Below are 14,863 nucleotides of genomic sequence, written 5' to 3'. Positions count from 1 at the left end.
GGAATTATCATGGAACTATTCAAATATATGGAGAAATACGATTATGAACAACTTGTCATCTGCCAAGACGAAGCATCTGGTCTAAAAGCGATCATTGCGATCCACGATACAACACTCGGACCGGCACTTGGTGGCACACGCATGTGGACATATGCATCCGAAGAAGAAGCAATTGAGGATGCGCTTCGCCTCGCTCGCGGGATGACATACAAAAATGCGGCTGCTGGCCTTGATCTAGGTGGCGGTAAAACGGTCATTATCGGTGATCCGAAAAAAGATAAGAACCCTGAATTGTTCCGTGCGTTTGGACGTTATATCGAAGGTTTGAATGGCCGTTACATCACGGCAGAGGATGTAGGAACGACAGAAGAGGATATGGATTTGATTCACTTAGAAACTGACTATGTAACGGGCGTTTCCGATGCTGGTTCTTCAGGCAATCCATCTCCAGTCACAGCTTTCGGAGTATACAAAGGGATGAAAGCGGCTGCGAAAGAAGCATTTGGAAGCGACTCCCTAGAAGGAAAAACGGTTGCGGTCCAAGGTGTTGGAAACGTTGCGTATGCACTTTGCGAATACTTGCATGAGGAAGGCGCAAAGTTAATTGTAACTGATATTAACAAAGAGGCTGTTCAACGTGCTGTAGATGCGTTCGGCGCAGTTGCGGTTGATACGAATGAAATTTATTCACAAGACGCAGATATTTTTGCTCCATGTGCACTCGGTGCCGTCATTAACGATGAGACGATTCCACAATTGAAAGCGAAAGTAATTGCAGGATCTGCGAACAATCAATTGAAAAATCCGGAACACGGAGACATTATCCATGAAATGGGCATTGTGTACGCACCGGATTACGTCATTAACTCAGGCGGCGTCATTAATGTCGCAGATGAATTGGCCGGTTATAATAGAGAGCGTGCGTTGAAACGCGTTGCGGGAATTTACGATACAATCGAGCAGATTTTCGCTATCTCCAAGCGTGACAGCATTCCGACATATGTAGCAGCAGACCGTCTTGCGGAAGAACGCATTGCGCGGGTCGCTAAGTCTCGCAGTCAATTTTTGCAAAATGAAAAAAGCGTGTTAAGCCGCAAAAAATAATAGACAGTTCTCATATCGAAGGTAGGGTTGAAAATGCCGAAAGACATTTTTCAGATTCTGGTCATCAATCCGGGATCCACATCGACGAAAATCGGCGTATTTAAAAATGATGCACAAGTGATGGAAAGTACAATACGCCATTCCACAGAGGAGCTTTCTCGATATCCTTCGATTATCGATCAATTTGATTTCAGGAAAAAGGCGATCGTGTCCTCCCTTGAAGAGCATGGATTCCATCTTGAGGGATTTGCCGCCATTTGCGGAAGAGGAGGCTTACTGCGACCGATTGCAGGGGGCACTTACTCCGTGAATGACTCCATGCTCAAAGATTTACGCAAAGGGGTTTCCGGACAGCATGCCTCGAATCTCGGAGGCATTTTGGCGAACGAAATTGCGACGGATCTGAAAGTTCCAGCTTTCATTGTCGATCCGGTAGTCGTCGATGAGCTTCAGCCGCTCGCCCGGATTTCAGGCTTCGCTCTCATTGAACGGAAATCGATTTTCCATGCGTTGAATCAAAAAGCGGTCGCCCGTCGATACGCAAAACAAATTGGCAAGAAATATGATGAACTCCGCCTGGTCGTCACTCATATGGGTGGCGGCATCACGGTCGGCGTACATGAACACGGCCAGGTGGTCGATGTGAATAATGGCTTGCACGGGGATGGCCCATTTAGCCCGGAGCGTGCTGGGACGGTTCCAGCAGGCGATCTGATCGATCTTTGCTACTCGGGTACTTATTACCGGCAAGAGCTGATGGCAAATCTCGTCGGCAAGGGAGGGCTCGTCGGTTATCTCGGGACGAATGATGCTGTAGCGGTCGAGAAACGAATCGAAGCGGGAGACGATCGGGCAAAACTCATCTATGAGGCAATGGCCTATCAGGTCGCCAAAGAAATCGGCAGTGCGGCTGCCGTATTGAGCGGAAAAGTGGATGCCATCCTCCTGACGGGCGGGCTTGCTTATGGAAAAGCGTTTGTCCAATCTATCGCGGATCGTGTCGACTGGATATCCGATGTAGTGGTTTTCCCAGGTGAAGATGAACTGCAAGCACTCGCTGAAGGCGCATTGCGCGTCCTGATGCAGGAAGAACAAGCAAAAACCTATCCTTCTTGAAGGGTAGTGATGAAGGAGGCCATGTTCAATGGCACAGGAATATGACGTGGTAATACTTGGCGGAGGAACGGGCGGCTACGTGGCAGCTATCCGTTCAGCGCAATTGGGGCTAAAAACAGCACTAGTGGAAAAAGGGGCACTTGGAGGCACTTGCCTGCATAAAGGCTGCATCCCGAGTAAAGCACTTCTGAAAAGTGCGGAAGTGTACCATTTGGCCAAAAACGAAGCTTCCCATTTCGGAGTGGAGACGAGTGGAACCTCTTTGAATTTTGCACGTGTGCAGGCCCGTAAGGATGAAATCGTCAATCAGTTGCATAACGGCGTTAAGTCGCTAATGAAAAAAGGGAAAATTGATGTGTTTGAAGGCACAGGCAGAATGCTTGGCCCATCCATCTTCTCGCCAATGCCGGGAACCATTTCTGTGGAAATGAACAGCGGTGAGGAAAATGAGATGTTGATCCTCAAAAACTTGATCATCGCGACAGGATCCCGGCCGCGTACATTGCCGGGTCTTGAACTGGATGAACAACAAATCATGTCTTCCGACGGAGCGCTCGCAATGGAAACATTGCCAAAATCCATTCTGATCGTAGGGGGAGGCGTCATCGGTATCGAGTGGGCATCTATGCTTCATGATTTTGGAGTAGACGTGACCGTCATTGAATATGCAGACCGAATCATCCCAACAGAAGACGAAGACATCTCAAAAGAGATGAAAAAACTCCTATCGAAAAAAGGCATTACATTTGCGGTCGGTGCAAAAGTTCTACCTGACACATTAAAGAAAACCGCTGATTCCGTTACCATTTCAGCTGAAATGAATGGAGAAACAAAAGAATTCACTGCGGAGCGGATGCTTGTTTCTGTTGGCAGACAGGCGAATGTAGAAGGAATCGGCCTAGAAAATACGGAGATTCAACTGGAGAAAGGGTTTATTCAAACGAAACCTACCTTCCAGACGAAAGAAAGCCATATTTATGCAATTGGCGACGTCATCGGCGGTCTTCAACTGGCTCATGTCGCTTCCCATGAAGGTATTGCGGCTGTTGAGCATATTGCAGGGCAGACGGTCGAACCGCTTGATTATACTAAGATTGCTCGCTGCATTTACTCCAGCCCGGAAGCATCTAGTGTCGGTTTGACGGAAAAACAGGCGAAAGAACAAGGCTATGACGTGAAAGTCGGCAAATTCCCGTTCGCAGCCATCGGAAAAGCGCTCGTCAACGGGAATGCAGATGGATTTGTGAAAATCATTGCGGATCAAAAGACCGATGATATATTGGGCATTCATATGATTGGATCTCATGTTACCGATTTAATTTCTGAAGCGGGGCTGGCCATGGTATTAGACGCAACTCCATGGGAGGTCGCTTCCACAGTCCACCCACATCCGTCTTTATCGGAAGTGATGGGTGAAGCGGCACTTGCTGTAGACGGCAAAGCGATTCATATGTAAATGGCTGGGTATTCCGGAAGAAGCGGAAGCCCTATTGAAAAGGGGGAATTGAAAATGGCTCATTCGCGTCATGAAGAACTTGGATTGACGAATGAAGACGTGCTTCAAATGTATGAAACGATGGTCATGGCCCGTCGCCTTGATGAAAGAATGTGGCTTTTGAACCGTGCAGGCAAAATTCCATTTGTTATCTCGTGTCAAGGGCAGGAAGCCGCACAAGTTGGTGCTGCATTTGCTCTGAATAAGGAGAAAGATTGGATTGCTCCGTATTACCGTGATATGGGGGTTGTCCTTCATTTCGGCATGACGCCTCGTGAACTTATGCTGTCGGCTTTTGCAAAAGCAGAAGACCCGAACTCAGGCGGACGCCAGATGCCTGGTCATTTCGGCCAGCGTAAAAATCGGATTCTTACCGGTTCCTCACCTGTTACCACGCAGCTTCCTCATGCAGTGGGAGTAGCGCTCGCAGCGAAAATGAAAAAAGAGGATTTTGTTACGTTCGTCACGCTAGGCGAAGGTTCCTCCAACCAAGGGGACTTCCATGAAGGAATGAACTTTGCAGGTGTCCATAAATTGCCTACCATTGTTATGGTTGAAAATAACAAATATGCGATTTCTGTGCCGCTTGAAAAGCAATTGGCTTGTGAGAATGTTTCTGATCGTGCTGTCGGTTATGGAATGCCGGGTGTTACTGTAGACGGAACTGATCCGCTTGATGTCTTTAAAGTTGTAAAAGAGGCAGCAGACCGTGCCCGTTCTGGAGAAGGCCCAAGTTTAATTGAAGCAGTCTGCTACCGCCTGACTGCCCACTCCTCGGATGATGATCATCGCTTATATCGCGACGCAGAAGAACTTGAGCAAGAGCGGAAGCTTGATCCGATTCCTAAATTCTCAGCGTACTTAAAAGAGGCTGGCATCTTAGATGAAGCATCTGAAAAAGAACTGGAAGAGCGGATTTCAGCTATTGTGAACGAGGCAACCGACTATGCGGAAAAAGCCCCGTATGCTGAGCCGGAATATGCGTTACGCCATGTTTACAAAGAGGAAGGGGGCGACGAGTGATGGCAGTGCTTTCCTATATCGATGCAATCACCCAAGCAATGAAAGAAGAGATGGAGCGCGACGAAAACGTATTTGTCCTTGGTGAGGACGTCGGACGTAAAGGCGGCGTTTTCAAAGCGACGACAGGGCTGTATGACCAGTTCGGTGAATACCGTGCGCTGGATACTCCGCTTGCGGAATCTGCCATCGCTGGAGTCGGCATCGGGGCGGCTATGTACGGTATGCGGCCGATCGCCGAAATGCAATTCGCCGATTTCATTATGCCTGCGGTCAACCAAATCGTCTCAGAAGCGGCGAAAATCAGATACCGTTCCAACAATGACTGGTCTTGCCCAATCGTCATCCGGGCACCGTTCGGCGGTGGGATTCATGGTGCGCTCTACCATTCACAATCGGTTGAGTCCATGTTTGCGAGTACACCTGGATTGAAAATTGTCATCCCTTCCACACCTTACGATGCGAAAGGATTGCTGAAAGCGGCTATCCGTGACGATGATCCGGTGCTTTTCTTTGAACATAAGCGAGCCTACCGTTTAATTAAAGGCGAAGTGCCTGAAGAAGAATACGTCCTTCCAATCGGAAAAGCGGATGTAAAACGGGAAGGTGATGATATTACAATCATCACATACGGCCTATGTGTGCATTTCGCGCTCCAAGCGGCTGAACGTTTGGCAGAGGACGGAATTTCTGCACATATTCTTGATCTGCGTACGATCTATCCATTGGATAAAGAAGCGATCATTGAAGCGGCATCTAAAACAGGCAAGGTATTGCTTGTCACAGAGGATAATTTAGAAGGCAGCATCATGAGCGAAGTATCGGCCATCATTGCTGAACATTGCCTATTTGAACTGGATGCGCCAATCAAACGTCTTGCCGGACCTGACATTCCTGCGATGCCATATGCGCCGACAATGGAGAAATTCTTCATGGTCAATCCGGATAAAGTCGAAAAGGCTGCAAGAGAATTGGCAGAGTTTTAATTCGGAAGGAGGTTGAAAGAAATGGCTATTGAAAATATCGAAATGCCAAAACTTGGTGAGAGTGTCACCGAGGGAACGATAGAGAAATGGCTTGTGAAGCCGGGCGATCGAGTGAACAAATATGATCCGCTCGCCGAAGTGAATACCGATAAAGTGACAGCAGAAATTCCATCGTCTTTTGAAGGAACGATTAAGGAGATCATCGTTCAAGAAGGTGAGACGGTCGAAGTGGGTGTCGTCGTCTGTACGATAGAAGTAGAGGGCGGTAATGCCTCCCAAACAGCAGAGGCACAAACGGTTAAAGAAGAGCCATCAAAAGAGATGCCTGCGGCTGGTTCACAGAAACCATCTGCCTCTGTGAAACGTGAAAAAGGGAAGGCGGCAGGCCGCTATTCGCCTGCAGTCCTGCGGTTGGCACAAGAGAATGACATCGACCTCACGCTTGTCGAAGGTTCTGGAAAAGAAGGACGCATCACACGAAAAGATTTGATGAAATTGATCGAAAGCGGCGAGATTCCTACGGCAACAGCTGAATCCTCGAGCTCTTCTTCCTCAAGCTCTTCTGAAGTTTTTGCTGAGCCAGCAAAACAGGTAAGCCCATCTGTTTCTGCACGGACGCAGGAAGCAGTGCCCGTTGGAGCTGGAGATATTGAAATACCGGTCAGTGGTGTACGCCGCGCCATCGCAAACAATATGCTGCGTTCCAAACACGAAGCACCGCATGCATGGACAATGATCGAGGTGGATGTAACGAGCTTGGTTAACTACCGGGATTCACTGAAAACGGAGTTTAAACAGAAGGAAGGCTTCAACCTCACGTATTTTGCATTCTTTGTCAAAGCAGTCGCGCAAGCGCTGAAGGAATTCCCGATGATGAATGCAATGTGGGCAGGCGATAAGATCGTCCAGAAGAAGGATATTAATATTTCAATCGCTGTCGCTACCGAGGATGCGCTATTCGTTCCAGTCATCAAACATGCAGACGAGCTGACGATTAAAGGAATCGGCCGTGAAATCAATGACCTGGCATCGAAAGTGCGTTCAGGGAAATTGAAATCCGATGAGATGCAAGGCGGAACCTTTACGGTTAACAATACAGGATCTTTTGGTTCTGTCCAATCCATGGGGATCATCAACTACCCTCAGGCTGCCATCTTGCAAGTGGAATCGATTGTAAAACGACCAGTCGTCATGGAAGGCGGCATGATTGGTGTCCGTGATATGGTAAATCTTTGCCTCTCGCTCGACCATCGTGTTCTGGATGGTCTTGTAGCTGGAAGATTCCTCGCGCGGGTGAAGGAAATATTAGAGAACGTAACAAAAGAAAACACTTCTATTTATTAATTTTTTCATCCCCATGCCGTTTTGTAAGCATGGGGATTTTTCATGAGCGAATAGCTTTTCAATTCATTCAGGAAAATACGTAAAACAAAAACAGAAATAATGTTTTTGATGAAAATCGTAAGCCTCGCTTGTATGTGTTTATGCTTTAAAAGGAAAGAGATGTCAGGTACACTAGTAGATAGATGGTAGAGATATCGATTAGGAGGGAAACGCCCTTATGTCCATACATACAATGAAAAAAGGAACATTCGATACGCCCAAATTCGATGATTGGAAAGAGCTTGCCGCCGAATCTTTGAAAGGCAAGCCTTTTGAAAAATTGATTACAAAAACATGGGAAGGCATAGACTTGCAACCGCTTTATACGGAACCTGTACCGGCTAAATCTTCACAAATCATTCGGGCAACGAAGCCGGAGCCGGGCTGGACGGTGGCACAGCCGACCTTTGCCAAAACCGGCGCGGAGTTTGTAGAACGTTTGAAAAGCTCACTGCGAAGAGGGAATGAAGCGATTGTCTACTGTGGCTTTCCTGCCGTTCAATGGAATGATGAAGAGCTTAATGCGCTCGCTGAATTGCTTGTGGACTTTCCGGTCTTTTTCTTTTCATTGCAAAAAGATGACCCGATTTTGCGGGTGTTCGATTTTGTAAACCATGAAATTCGATCGAAAGTGAAGGGAGTTGTCCAGGCAGATCAATGGACGCTTCCCGTTGGTTATTCTGGCTTGCGCACGAAAGGTGCCGATTTGACATCTGTTCACCATCACGGTGCAGATGCAGTAACGGAGCTGGCGCTCGCCCTTTCCATGGCTGCTGGCCATGCAGAAAAGATAGAAACTTTCTCTGCATTTTGTGAGTCGTTTTATGTGAAGCTTTCGATCGATACTCATTTCTTTATGGAGATTGCGAAACTTCGTGCATTCCGCCTATTATGGCAAGCGTTTGCAGATGCACATGGAGAACAGGCGGTGGCTGTTCCAATTATCGCAGAAACCTCCTTGCGCTCGTTCTCGAAAATCGACTCGAATGTGAATTTATTGCGCGCTGGTAATGAAGCTTTCTCAGCCATTCTAGGTGGGGCAGATGTTATCACAGTATATCCGCATGATATCTTGACTGGTCCAACACCCAATTCACTGCGGTATGCGCAAAACATACAACTGGTATTAAAAGAAGAAACAAATGTCAATAAAGTGAATGACCCGGCAGCCGGTTCCTATTTCATCGAATCCTTAACGGAAACACTCGTTGAGAAAGCATGGAACCGATTCCTTGAAATTGAGGAAATGGGAGGAGCAGAAGCGTATTTGTCGACAGGCGAATTGAAGTCGCTTTGGAAGAATCGTCAGCAAGAAGTGGAGCAAACAAGTAAATCACTGATCGGCACAAATGTTTATGCGGATCTTCATAAGGATGCCCTTGAGGATTGCCAGCACATGAAAAAGTGGAACCGGCTTGCAATGCCATACGAGCTGCTGCGAGAGCAGTTTAGGGATGAACAGCCGAAAACAGCACTCTTGAATTTCGGGACGCTGAAAGCAGTAAAGCCTCGTGCTGATTTTGTCAGCGGTTTTCTTGCGTCCGGGGGTATCGAGAGTGAATGGAGTCCAATATTTACAGACGTAGAAGAAGCGCTAGTATGGGTGAAAAAGACACAGCCGGACTATGTAATTATCTGTGCGCCTGCCGATTCAACAGAAGAAATTATGGAACCACTGCTTGCGAACTGGCCAGCAGGCATCCTGGTGGATGTGGCCGGAGCATATGAAGCCCAAGCGGAAGCGAAATGGAAGTCGTTAGGGCTTAATGGATTTGTACATGCCAAGCAGAACCGCATCGAAAAAATGCAAAGTATTTTGGAACGATGGAAAGGTGGAATGCGTAATGGCGAAGCCTGATTATCAAGCGGTCGACGTAAAACGTGTCCTGCGGGATGCCAAGGAGACGAGAGGACCAGCACATAAATCGTTCATGACTAATGAAGGAATCGAAGTCAAACCGTTTTATACGGAACACGACACTGCAGGTGCATCCCATCTGAACGATTTGCCTGGGATTGCTCCGAATACACGCGGTCCTTACCCGACCATGTATGTATCAAGACCATGGACCGTACGCCAATACGCTGGATTTTCAACTGCTGAAGAAAGCAATGCATTTTATCGCCGCAATTTAGCAATGGGCCAGAAAGGTCTCTCGGTTGCCTTTGACTTGGCGACGCACCGTGGCTATGATTCCGACCATCCTCGTGTGACAGGGGATGTTGGGAAAGCTGGAGTGGCGATTGATTCAGTAGAGGATATGAAAATCTTGTTTGACGGAATCCCGCTAGATCAGATGTCTGTTTCCATGACAATGAATGGGGCTGTCCTGCCCGTTATGGCATTTTATATCGTTGCCGCTGAGGAGCAGGGCGTGAAGCCTGAACAGCTGGCCGGCACCATCCAAAATGACATACTAAAAGAATACATGGTGCGAAACACGTATATTTTTCCGCCAGACATGTCAATGCGGATCATTGCGGATATTTTTGAATATACATCCAAGAACATGCCGAAATTCAATTCCATTTCAATTTCCGGCTATCATATGCAGGAAGCGGGAGCTACTGCTGATATTGAGCTTGCCTATACCCTTGCGGATGGCTTGGAATATGTCCGGACGGGACTTGCGGCAGGTATCGACATCGATTCGTTCGCTCCACGGTTGTCCTTTTTCTGGGCGATCGGCATGAATTATTTTATGGAGATTGCCAAGATGAGGGCGGCGAGACGCATCTGGGCGCAAATGATGCAATCCTTCGAACCGAAAAATCCGAAGTCACTTGCTTTGCGCACGCATTCCCAGACATCCGGATGGAGCTTAACGGAACAAGACCCATTCAATAATGTGACCAGGACATTGATCGAGGCAAACGCCGCTGCAATGGGGCATACCCAATCTTTGCATACCAATGCGCTTGATGAAGCAATTGCATTGCCGACGGATTTCTCGGCACGAATTGCGCGGAATACACAGTTATTCCTTCAAGAAGAGACGTTTATGACTAAAACGATCGACCCTTGGGGCGGTTCCTATTATGTTGAATCCCTCACAACTGAATTGATGGAAAAAGCATGGGACTTGATTGAAGAAATTGAAGACTTGGGTGGTATGGCGAAGGCGATCGAAACGGGTCTTCCGAAGATGAAGATCGAAGAAGCCGCTGCAAAACGTCAGGCCAAAATCGATTCAAAAGCCGAAACCATTATTGGGGTTAATCAATACCGGCTTGAAAAAGAAGAGCCCATCGATATTTTGGATATCGACAACACGCTTGTCCGTCAAAAGCAGATCGACCGCATCAACCGGATGAAGGAAACACGTGATGACGAAGCAGTGACGCGTGCCTTGCAAAACCTGACAGAAGCTGCGCAAAACGGAGAAGGGAATCTCCTCGCATTGTCTGTAGAAGCTGCGAGAGTACGTGCAACGATCGGCGAAATATCCGATGCAATCGAAAAAGTTTCCGGACGCCATAAAGCAATCATCAGATCTGTCAGTGGTGTTTACAGCTCAAACTTCTCCAATCAGGAAGAAATTGAAGAAGTGAAGGAAATGACTGAGGAATTTTTGGAGAATGAAGGTCGCCGTCCACGGATTCTTATTGCCAAAATGGGGCAGGACGGACATGATCGTGGCGCGAAAGTTATCGCTTCCTCATTCGCCGATCTTGGCTTTGACGTTGATATCGGACCATTGTTCCAAACTCCGGAAGAGACAGCTCGCCAAGCGGCTGAGAATGACGTGCATGTCATCGGGGTCAGCTCCCTCGCAGCAGGCCATAAAACACTGGTCCCTGCACTGCGTGATGAACTGGCAAAAGTAGGACGAGAAGACATTCTTATTGTTGTGGGCGGCGTCATCCCCGCTCAGGACTATGAATTTTTACGGGCCAATGGGGCTTCGGCGATTTTTGGACCGGGAACAGTTATTCCAGTGGCAGCACAGAAAGTGATTGAGGATATTTATCGCCAGCTCGGTTACGAGGAAGTGATGGAGTGAGCGATAACAAAGACGGTGCGTTGCACATTATGGGCGGCATCGAGTCGGTCCATGACGGCATGGTCTCCGGTCCAAGAAAACGGTTTGTAAAAAAGAAGCGGCTGTTGGAAAAGGGGGAGTTGGCGGAACAGCTGAGATCCGGCTCCCGGCTGCATCTCGCAAAAGCTATTACGCTGCTGGAAAGCACACATGCAGAAGACAAGCAGGCCGGCCAGGAATTGCTGAAAGAGTTGCTTCCACAAACAGGACGCAGCATCCGAGTCGGCATTACCGGCGTTCCAGGAGCAGGCAAAAGCACGTTCATTGAAGCATTCGGACTGAAACTAGCAGAGGCTGGCCATAAAGTCGCTGTACTTGCAATTGATCCGAGCTCAACGATTACTGGCGGTAGCATACTCGGTGACAAAACGCGTATGGAACTGCTGGCGAAGCATCCTAATGCCTTCATCCGTCCATCGCCTTCGTCCGGTACGCTGGGCGGCGTCCATAAGAAGACAAGAGAAACGATGCTACTATGTGAGGCAGCCGGCTATGATGTCATATTAATCGAAACAGTCGGTGTCGGGCAAAGTGAGACAGTCGTTCGTGGCATGGTCGATTTTTTTCTCCTGCTCGTCCTAACAGGTGCCGGGGATGAATTGCAAGGAATGAAAAAAGGGATCATGGAACTGGCGGACGGTATTATTGTTCATAAGTCGGACGGGGAAAATGAACGGCTCGCCAAGAAAACAGTGCGGGAATACCGTCAAATACTTCATTTCCTCCAGCCTGCATCCCCTGGTTGGACAACGACTGCCATGCCGGTGTCTTCCCTAAAAAAAACGGGGTTGGATGATGTATGGACGACCATCCTGCAGTTTCAAGCAGAAATGGAAAAGAGCGGTGTTTGGAGCCGTAGGCGGCAAGAACAAACAAAGGATTGGTTCCACGCCTCCATTCAGGATTATCTGCTCGACCGGTTCTTTGCAGAGCCGGGAAGAAAAGAGCAGGTACTCCAGCTGGAACAAGGTCTGTTGGAAGGGAAGTGGACAGTGGCAGGGGCAGTAGAAGAATTGTTCCAGTCAAAGGAAAAGCGGAGAGGGGATTGACCCTTCTCCGCTTTACTTCCTTATTCAGCAGCTTGCAATTCCTTTTCTAACTCAGCTTCGAGTTCTTTCATGTAGTCCTCAAAAGAAATAGCTTCCTTCTTCACATCTTCAGGAATTACAATCGCTTTTACAGCGTTAAAGTTGCTCATCGTACCTGTCAACGTTTGAACAATTTTCACTGTAACATCGTCGATTGTCATGGAAATTTTAGTAGTGCCCTTCATGTCTTGAGGAAATAATGTCTTCTTGTCAATTGTTGTAACAAAGTACATTTCCTCGATTTCAATGCCTAGTGCGCTAAAAATATCTTCATCTAGAACAGTTTCATCAGCTGTGGCATCTTCTGCTTCTGTAGATTCTGTAACAGCTTCTTCGACTACTGCTTCTTCTGTTACAGAGTCTTCAGTAAGTGCTTCCTCTGATATTTCCAGCCCACCAAGAGCTGAACCTATCAACGATAGAGCTTCGCCAAGCATTTCGTTTAAATCCTCAGTTGTTATAGTTTGCACCATAACATAAACATCATCATATTCAAAAACGTGCACACCTTTCAGGAACATCTTGGCTAATTCAAATTGTGCAGTTGGATTAAGAGTAGCACCCACATCCGCACCAAGACCAAAATCATTACCATATGCAATCCATCTGTCGCCGTCATACTGATAGAATTCTTTTTCAGTCATGTAAGATTCACTCGTAAATTCGTCTTTTTCACCACCGAAATCAGTGGACACAGTCTGTTTCATATGAATGGCAACAGGCTCTTGTGTGACGTCCATTTCCATATCCATCAGCATGCCTATAACATCGGGATCATCAGTAGATTCCATTTTTTGATCAAGTGTCATTTTAGCTGAGTAGCTTTTTAAATCTGCGTTCATCATCTTTTTAAGAAATTTGTCAAGATCCTTAACTCGGTTCGTTGTAACTGAAACAGTCCTCTTATCATCGGATACCTTCAAATCGAAACCTTCCAGTTTGGATAGAAATGTCCCTGACACATAGTTTCCGTAGTTTTTTAGTGTTAACGGAAACGGAGTATCCGTTTTCTTTCCATCTACTGTAACCGAGCCTGCGGTAGCATCAAAGTCAACTGACAAATAAGTATTTGTCACGGAAAGCTTGCCGGTCTTGTCCTTAGACACTTGATAGCCCGCTTTTGTGAAAAGATTTTCAATTGGAATTAATACTTCCCCTTGTGACATAAACGGTTGTTCAATACCTTCCACTACCTCGCCATCCACAACAAGCTTCATATTGCTTGCAGCAGATGCGTTGCTTTGAGGTAATGCGAACGACAGAATGAAAATGAACGCTAGTGCCCATGTTGCCAACTTTCTCATGTAACTAACCCCCAATAAATATTTACTTGATTTTTACAAGTATATTAGCTTATACGTTAGTGATTATTGATAGTTTCATCTTTTTGAAATATTTTACTGTAATTTTTTATGTATCCCGCTTACTCCACATCCAAACACTCCTTTTGCAAGAAAGAAAAGCAACTGCTATGATAAGCCTATAAGCTGAAAGGGGAAAAGATGCATGACAATGAATTTTAACTTCTACATGGATGATATAGTGAACCAAGCACGGTCTGAAATGGAAACTAGCGGGTATGAGCAATTGAAGACAGTTGAAGAAGTGGACGCAGCATTTAAACGTCCAGGCACGACACTTGTTATGGTGAACTCTGTTTGTGGATGTGCAGGAGGCATTGCCCGTCCGGCTGCCGCGCATGCTATCCATTATGATAAGCGTCCAGATCATTTAGTGACAGTTTTTGCTGGTCAGGACAAGGATGCAACGGCACAAGCCCGGATGCATTTTGGAGAAGATCACATCCCATCCTCGCCTTCTTTTGCATTGTTAAAAGACGGTGAATTGGTAGCGGAAGTGGGCCGGTATGAGATTGAAGGACATGATCCGATGTCTGTGGTAATGAACTTGCAAAGTAAATTCGAGGAATATTGCGAGGAAGTATAATAAAAGAAGTCCAACCTTGCCATTCGTGGCGGGTTGGACTTCTTTTTCTTTAAACGTTATAAAATCATGCTGAGGCCAAATAAGATACTTGAAGCCACCATGGCTGCGATCATTAGGTAGACGACAATCTTTTGCACCTTTTTATTACTCATCGGGCAAGTCTCCTTACACTGTTCTATACCTCCATTTTAACAGAAAAGGAGGAGAACTCAACATGTAGCGGATTTATTCACGAAACGTTACAATAGGAAGAGGGAGGAATGACAATGAAAAAAGTCGATCATATCGGAATTGCCGTCAGAAGCATGGACGAGGCGCTGGACTATTATATACATACATTAGGTTTGGAATTACTGGGGATCGAAGAAGTGCCGAGCCAGCAGGTGAAAGTCGCCTTTCTCGATGCAGGCAACATTAAGATAGAATTATTAGAACCGACCGGTGAAGATGGCGCGGTCGCCAAATATATTTCCAAGCGGGGAGAAGGCATCCATCACGTGGCGTTTGGCGTATCCGATATTCGTAGCCGAATGGCCGAATTAAAGGAGAAAGGCGTCCAATTGCTGTCCGAGGAACCGAAACCGGGTGCTGGCGGTGCAGAAGTCGCTTTCATGCATCCAAAATCTTCTTTAGGTGTTCTGTACGAACTATGTGATAAAAGTGGCAAAGGGGACAAGTAAT

13 protein-coding genes are annotated in these 14,863 nt (G+C 46.9%); 11 read left to right on the top strand and 2 right to left on the bottom strand.

Annotated features, from left to right (window positions below):
• The first annotated feature begins 9 nt into the window (after positions 1 to 9).
• The 9 genes from bcd to meaB all read left to right on the top strand — a co-directional run bounded on the left by bcd (position 10) and on the right by meaB (position 12,196).
• On the top strand, positions 10 to 1,104 hold the full coding sequence (bcd, locus tag L7D49_RS13985) for a Leu/Phe/Val dehydrogenase (RefSeq protein WP_238081871.1): 1,095 nt from the start codon (positions 10 to 12) through the stop codon (positions 1,102 to 1,104).
• Between the two features lie 33 nt (positions 1,105 to 1,137).
• Positions 1,138 to 2,220, top strand: a complete 1,083-nt coding sequence (gene buk, locus L7D49_RS13980; RefSeq protein ID WP_238081869.1) for a butyrate kinase — start codon at positions 1,138 to 1,140, stop codon at positions 2,218 to 2,220.
• Positions 2,221 to 2,248: 28 nt separating this feature from the next.
• Positions 2,249 to 3,676 carry a dihydrolipoyl dehydrogenase gene (gene lpdA / locus L7D49_RS13975; protein ID WP_238081868.1) on the top strand — a complete coding sequence of 476 codons (1,428 nt, stop codon included), beginning with the start codon at positions 2,249 to 2,251 and terminating at the stop codon, positions 3,674 to 3,676.
• A 54-nt stretch (positions 3,677 to 3,730) separates the two neighbouring features.
• Positions 3,731 to 4,738 (top strand): thiamine pyrophosphate-dependent dehydrogenase E1 component subunit alpha, encoded by a 1,008-nt coding sequence (locus L7D49_RS13970; protein ID WP_238081866.1) that lies wholly within the window; start codon positions 3,731 to 3,733, stop codon positions 4,736 to 4,738.
• Positions 4,738 to 5,721, top strand: coding sequence for an alpha-ketoacid dehydrogenase subunit beta (locus L7D49_RS13965; RefSeq protein WP_238081863.1), 984 nt, complete (start codon positions 4,738 to 4,740; stop codon positions 5,719 to 5,721). The genes L7D49_RS13970 and L7D49_RS13965 overlap by 1 nt, the downstream gene beginning before the upstream one ends.
• Before the next feature lie 21 nt (positions 5,722 to 5,742).
• Complete coding sequence (locus L7D49_RS13960) at positions 5,743 to 7,065, top strand: dihydrolipoamide acetyltransferase family protein (protein WP_238081861.1); 1,323 nt, start codon at positions 5,743 to 5,745, stop codon at positions 7,063 to 7,065.
• 217 nt (positions 7,066 to 7,282) lie between these two features.
• The gene (locus L7D49_RS13955) at positions 7,283 to 8,962 is read left to right on the top strand and encodes a methylmalonyl-CoA mutase family protein (protein ID WP_238081859.1); all 1,680 of its coding nucleotides are present in this window, start codon (positions 7,283 to 7,285) and stop codon (positions 8,960 to 8,962) included.
• Positions 8,949 to 11,108, top strand: a complete 2,160-nt coding sequence (gene scpA, locus L7D49_RS13950; RefSeq protein WP_238081857.1) for a methylmalonyl-CoA mutase — start codon at positions 8,949 to 8,951, stop codon at positions 11,106 to 11,108. Before L7D49_RS13955 ends, scpA begins: the two co-directional genes overlap by 14 nt.
• Before the next feature lie 29 nt (positions 11,109 to 11,137).
• On the top strand, positions 11,138 to 12,196 hold the full coding sequence (meaB, locus tag L7D49_RS13945; protein ID WP_238082765.1) for a methylmalonyl Co-A mutase-associated GTPase MeaB: 1,059 nt from the start codon (positions 11,138 to 11,140) through the stop codon (positions 12,194 to 12,196).
• A gap of 20 nt (positions 12,197 to 12,216) precedes the next feature.
• Here meaB and L7D49_RS13940 read toward each other — a convergent pair whose 3' ends face one another.
• Positions 12,217 to 13,539, bottom strand: coding sequence for a DUF6612 family protein (locus tag L7D49_RS13940; RefSeq protein WP_238081855.1), 1,323 nt, complete (start codon positions 13,537 to 13,539; stop codon positions 12,217 to 12,219).
• A 202-nt stretch (positions 13,540 to 13,741) separates the two neighbouring features.
• Between L7D49_RS13940 and L7D49_RS13935 the strand changes: the two genes are divergently transcribed.
• Positions 13,742 to 14,182, top strand: a complete 441-nt coding sequence (locus tag L7D49_RS13935) for a BrxA/BrxB family bacilliredoxin (protein ID WP_238081853.1) — start codon at positions 13,742 to 13,744, stop codon at positions 14,180 to 14,182.
• A 56-nt stretch (positions 14,183 to 14,238) separates the two neighbouring features.
• On the opposite strand, the gene prli42 is transcribed toward L7D49_RS13935, so the two are convergent.
• Positions 14,239 to 14,334 carry a stressosome-associated protein Prli42 gene (gene prli42, locus L7D49_RS13930; RefSeq protein ID WP_207961158.1) on the bottom strand — a complete coding sequence of 32 codons (96 nt, stop codon included), beginning with the start codon at positions 14,332 to 14,334 and terminating at the stop codon, positions 14,239 to 14,241.
• A 114-nt stretch (positions 14,335 to 14,448) separates the two neighbouring features.
• On the opposite strand from prli42, the gene mce reads away from it, so the two are divergent.
• Positions 14,449 to 14,862 carry a methylmalonyl-CoA epimerase gene (mce, locus tag L7D49_RS13925; RefSeq protein ID WP_238081851.1) on the top strand — a complete coding sequence of 138 codons (414 nt, stop codon included), beginning with the start codon at positions 14,449 to 14,451 and terminating at the stop codon, positions 14,860 to 14,862.
• Position 14,863: the final 1 nt, after the last annotated feature.

Origin of the sequence: Sporosarcina cyprini (genome assembly GCF_022048975.1) — a bacterium.
Lineage (GTDB): Bacteria > Bacillota > Bacilli > Bacillales_A > Planococcaceae > Sporosarcina > Sporosarcina cyprini.
Note: the sequence above shows the minus strand (reverse complement) of the source record. Positions and strands in the feature narration are given on the sequence as shown.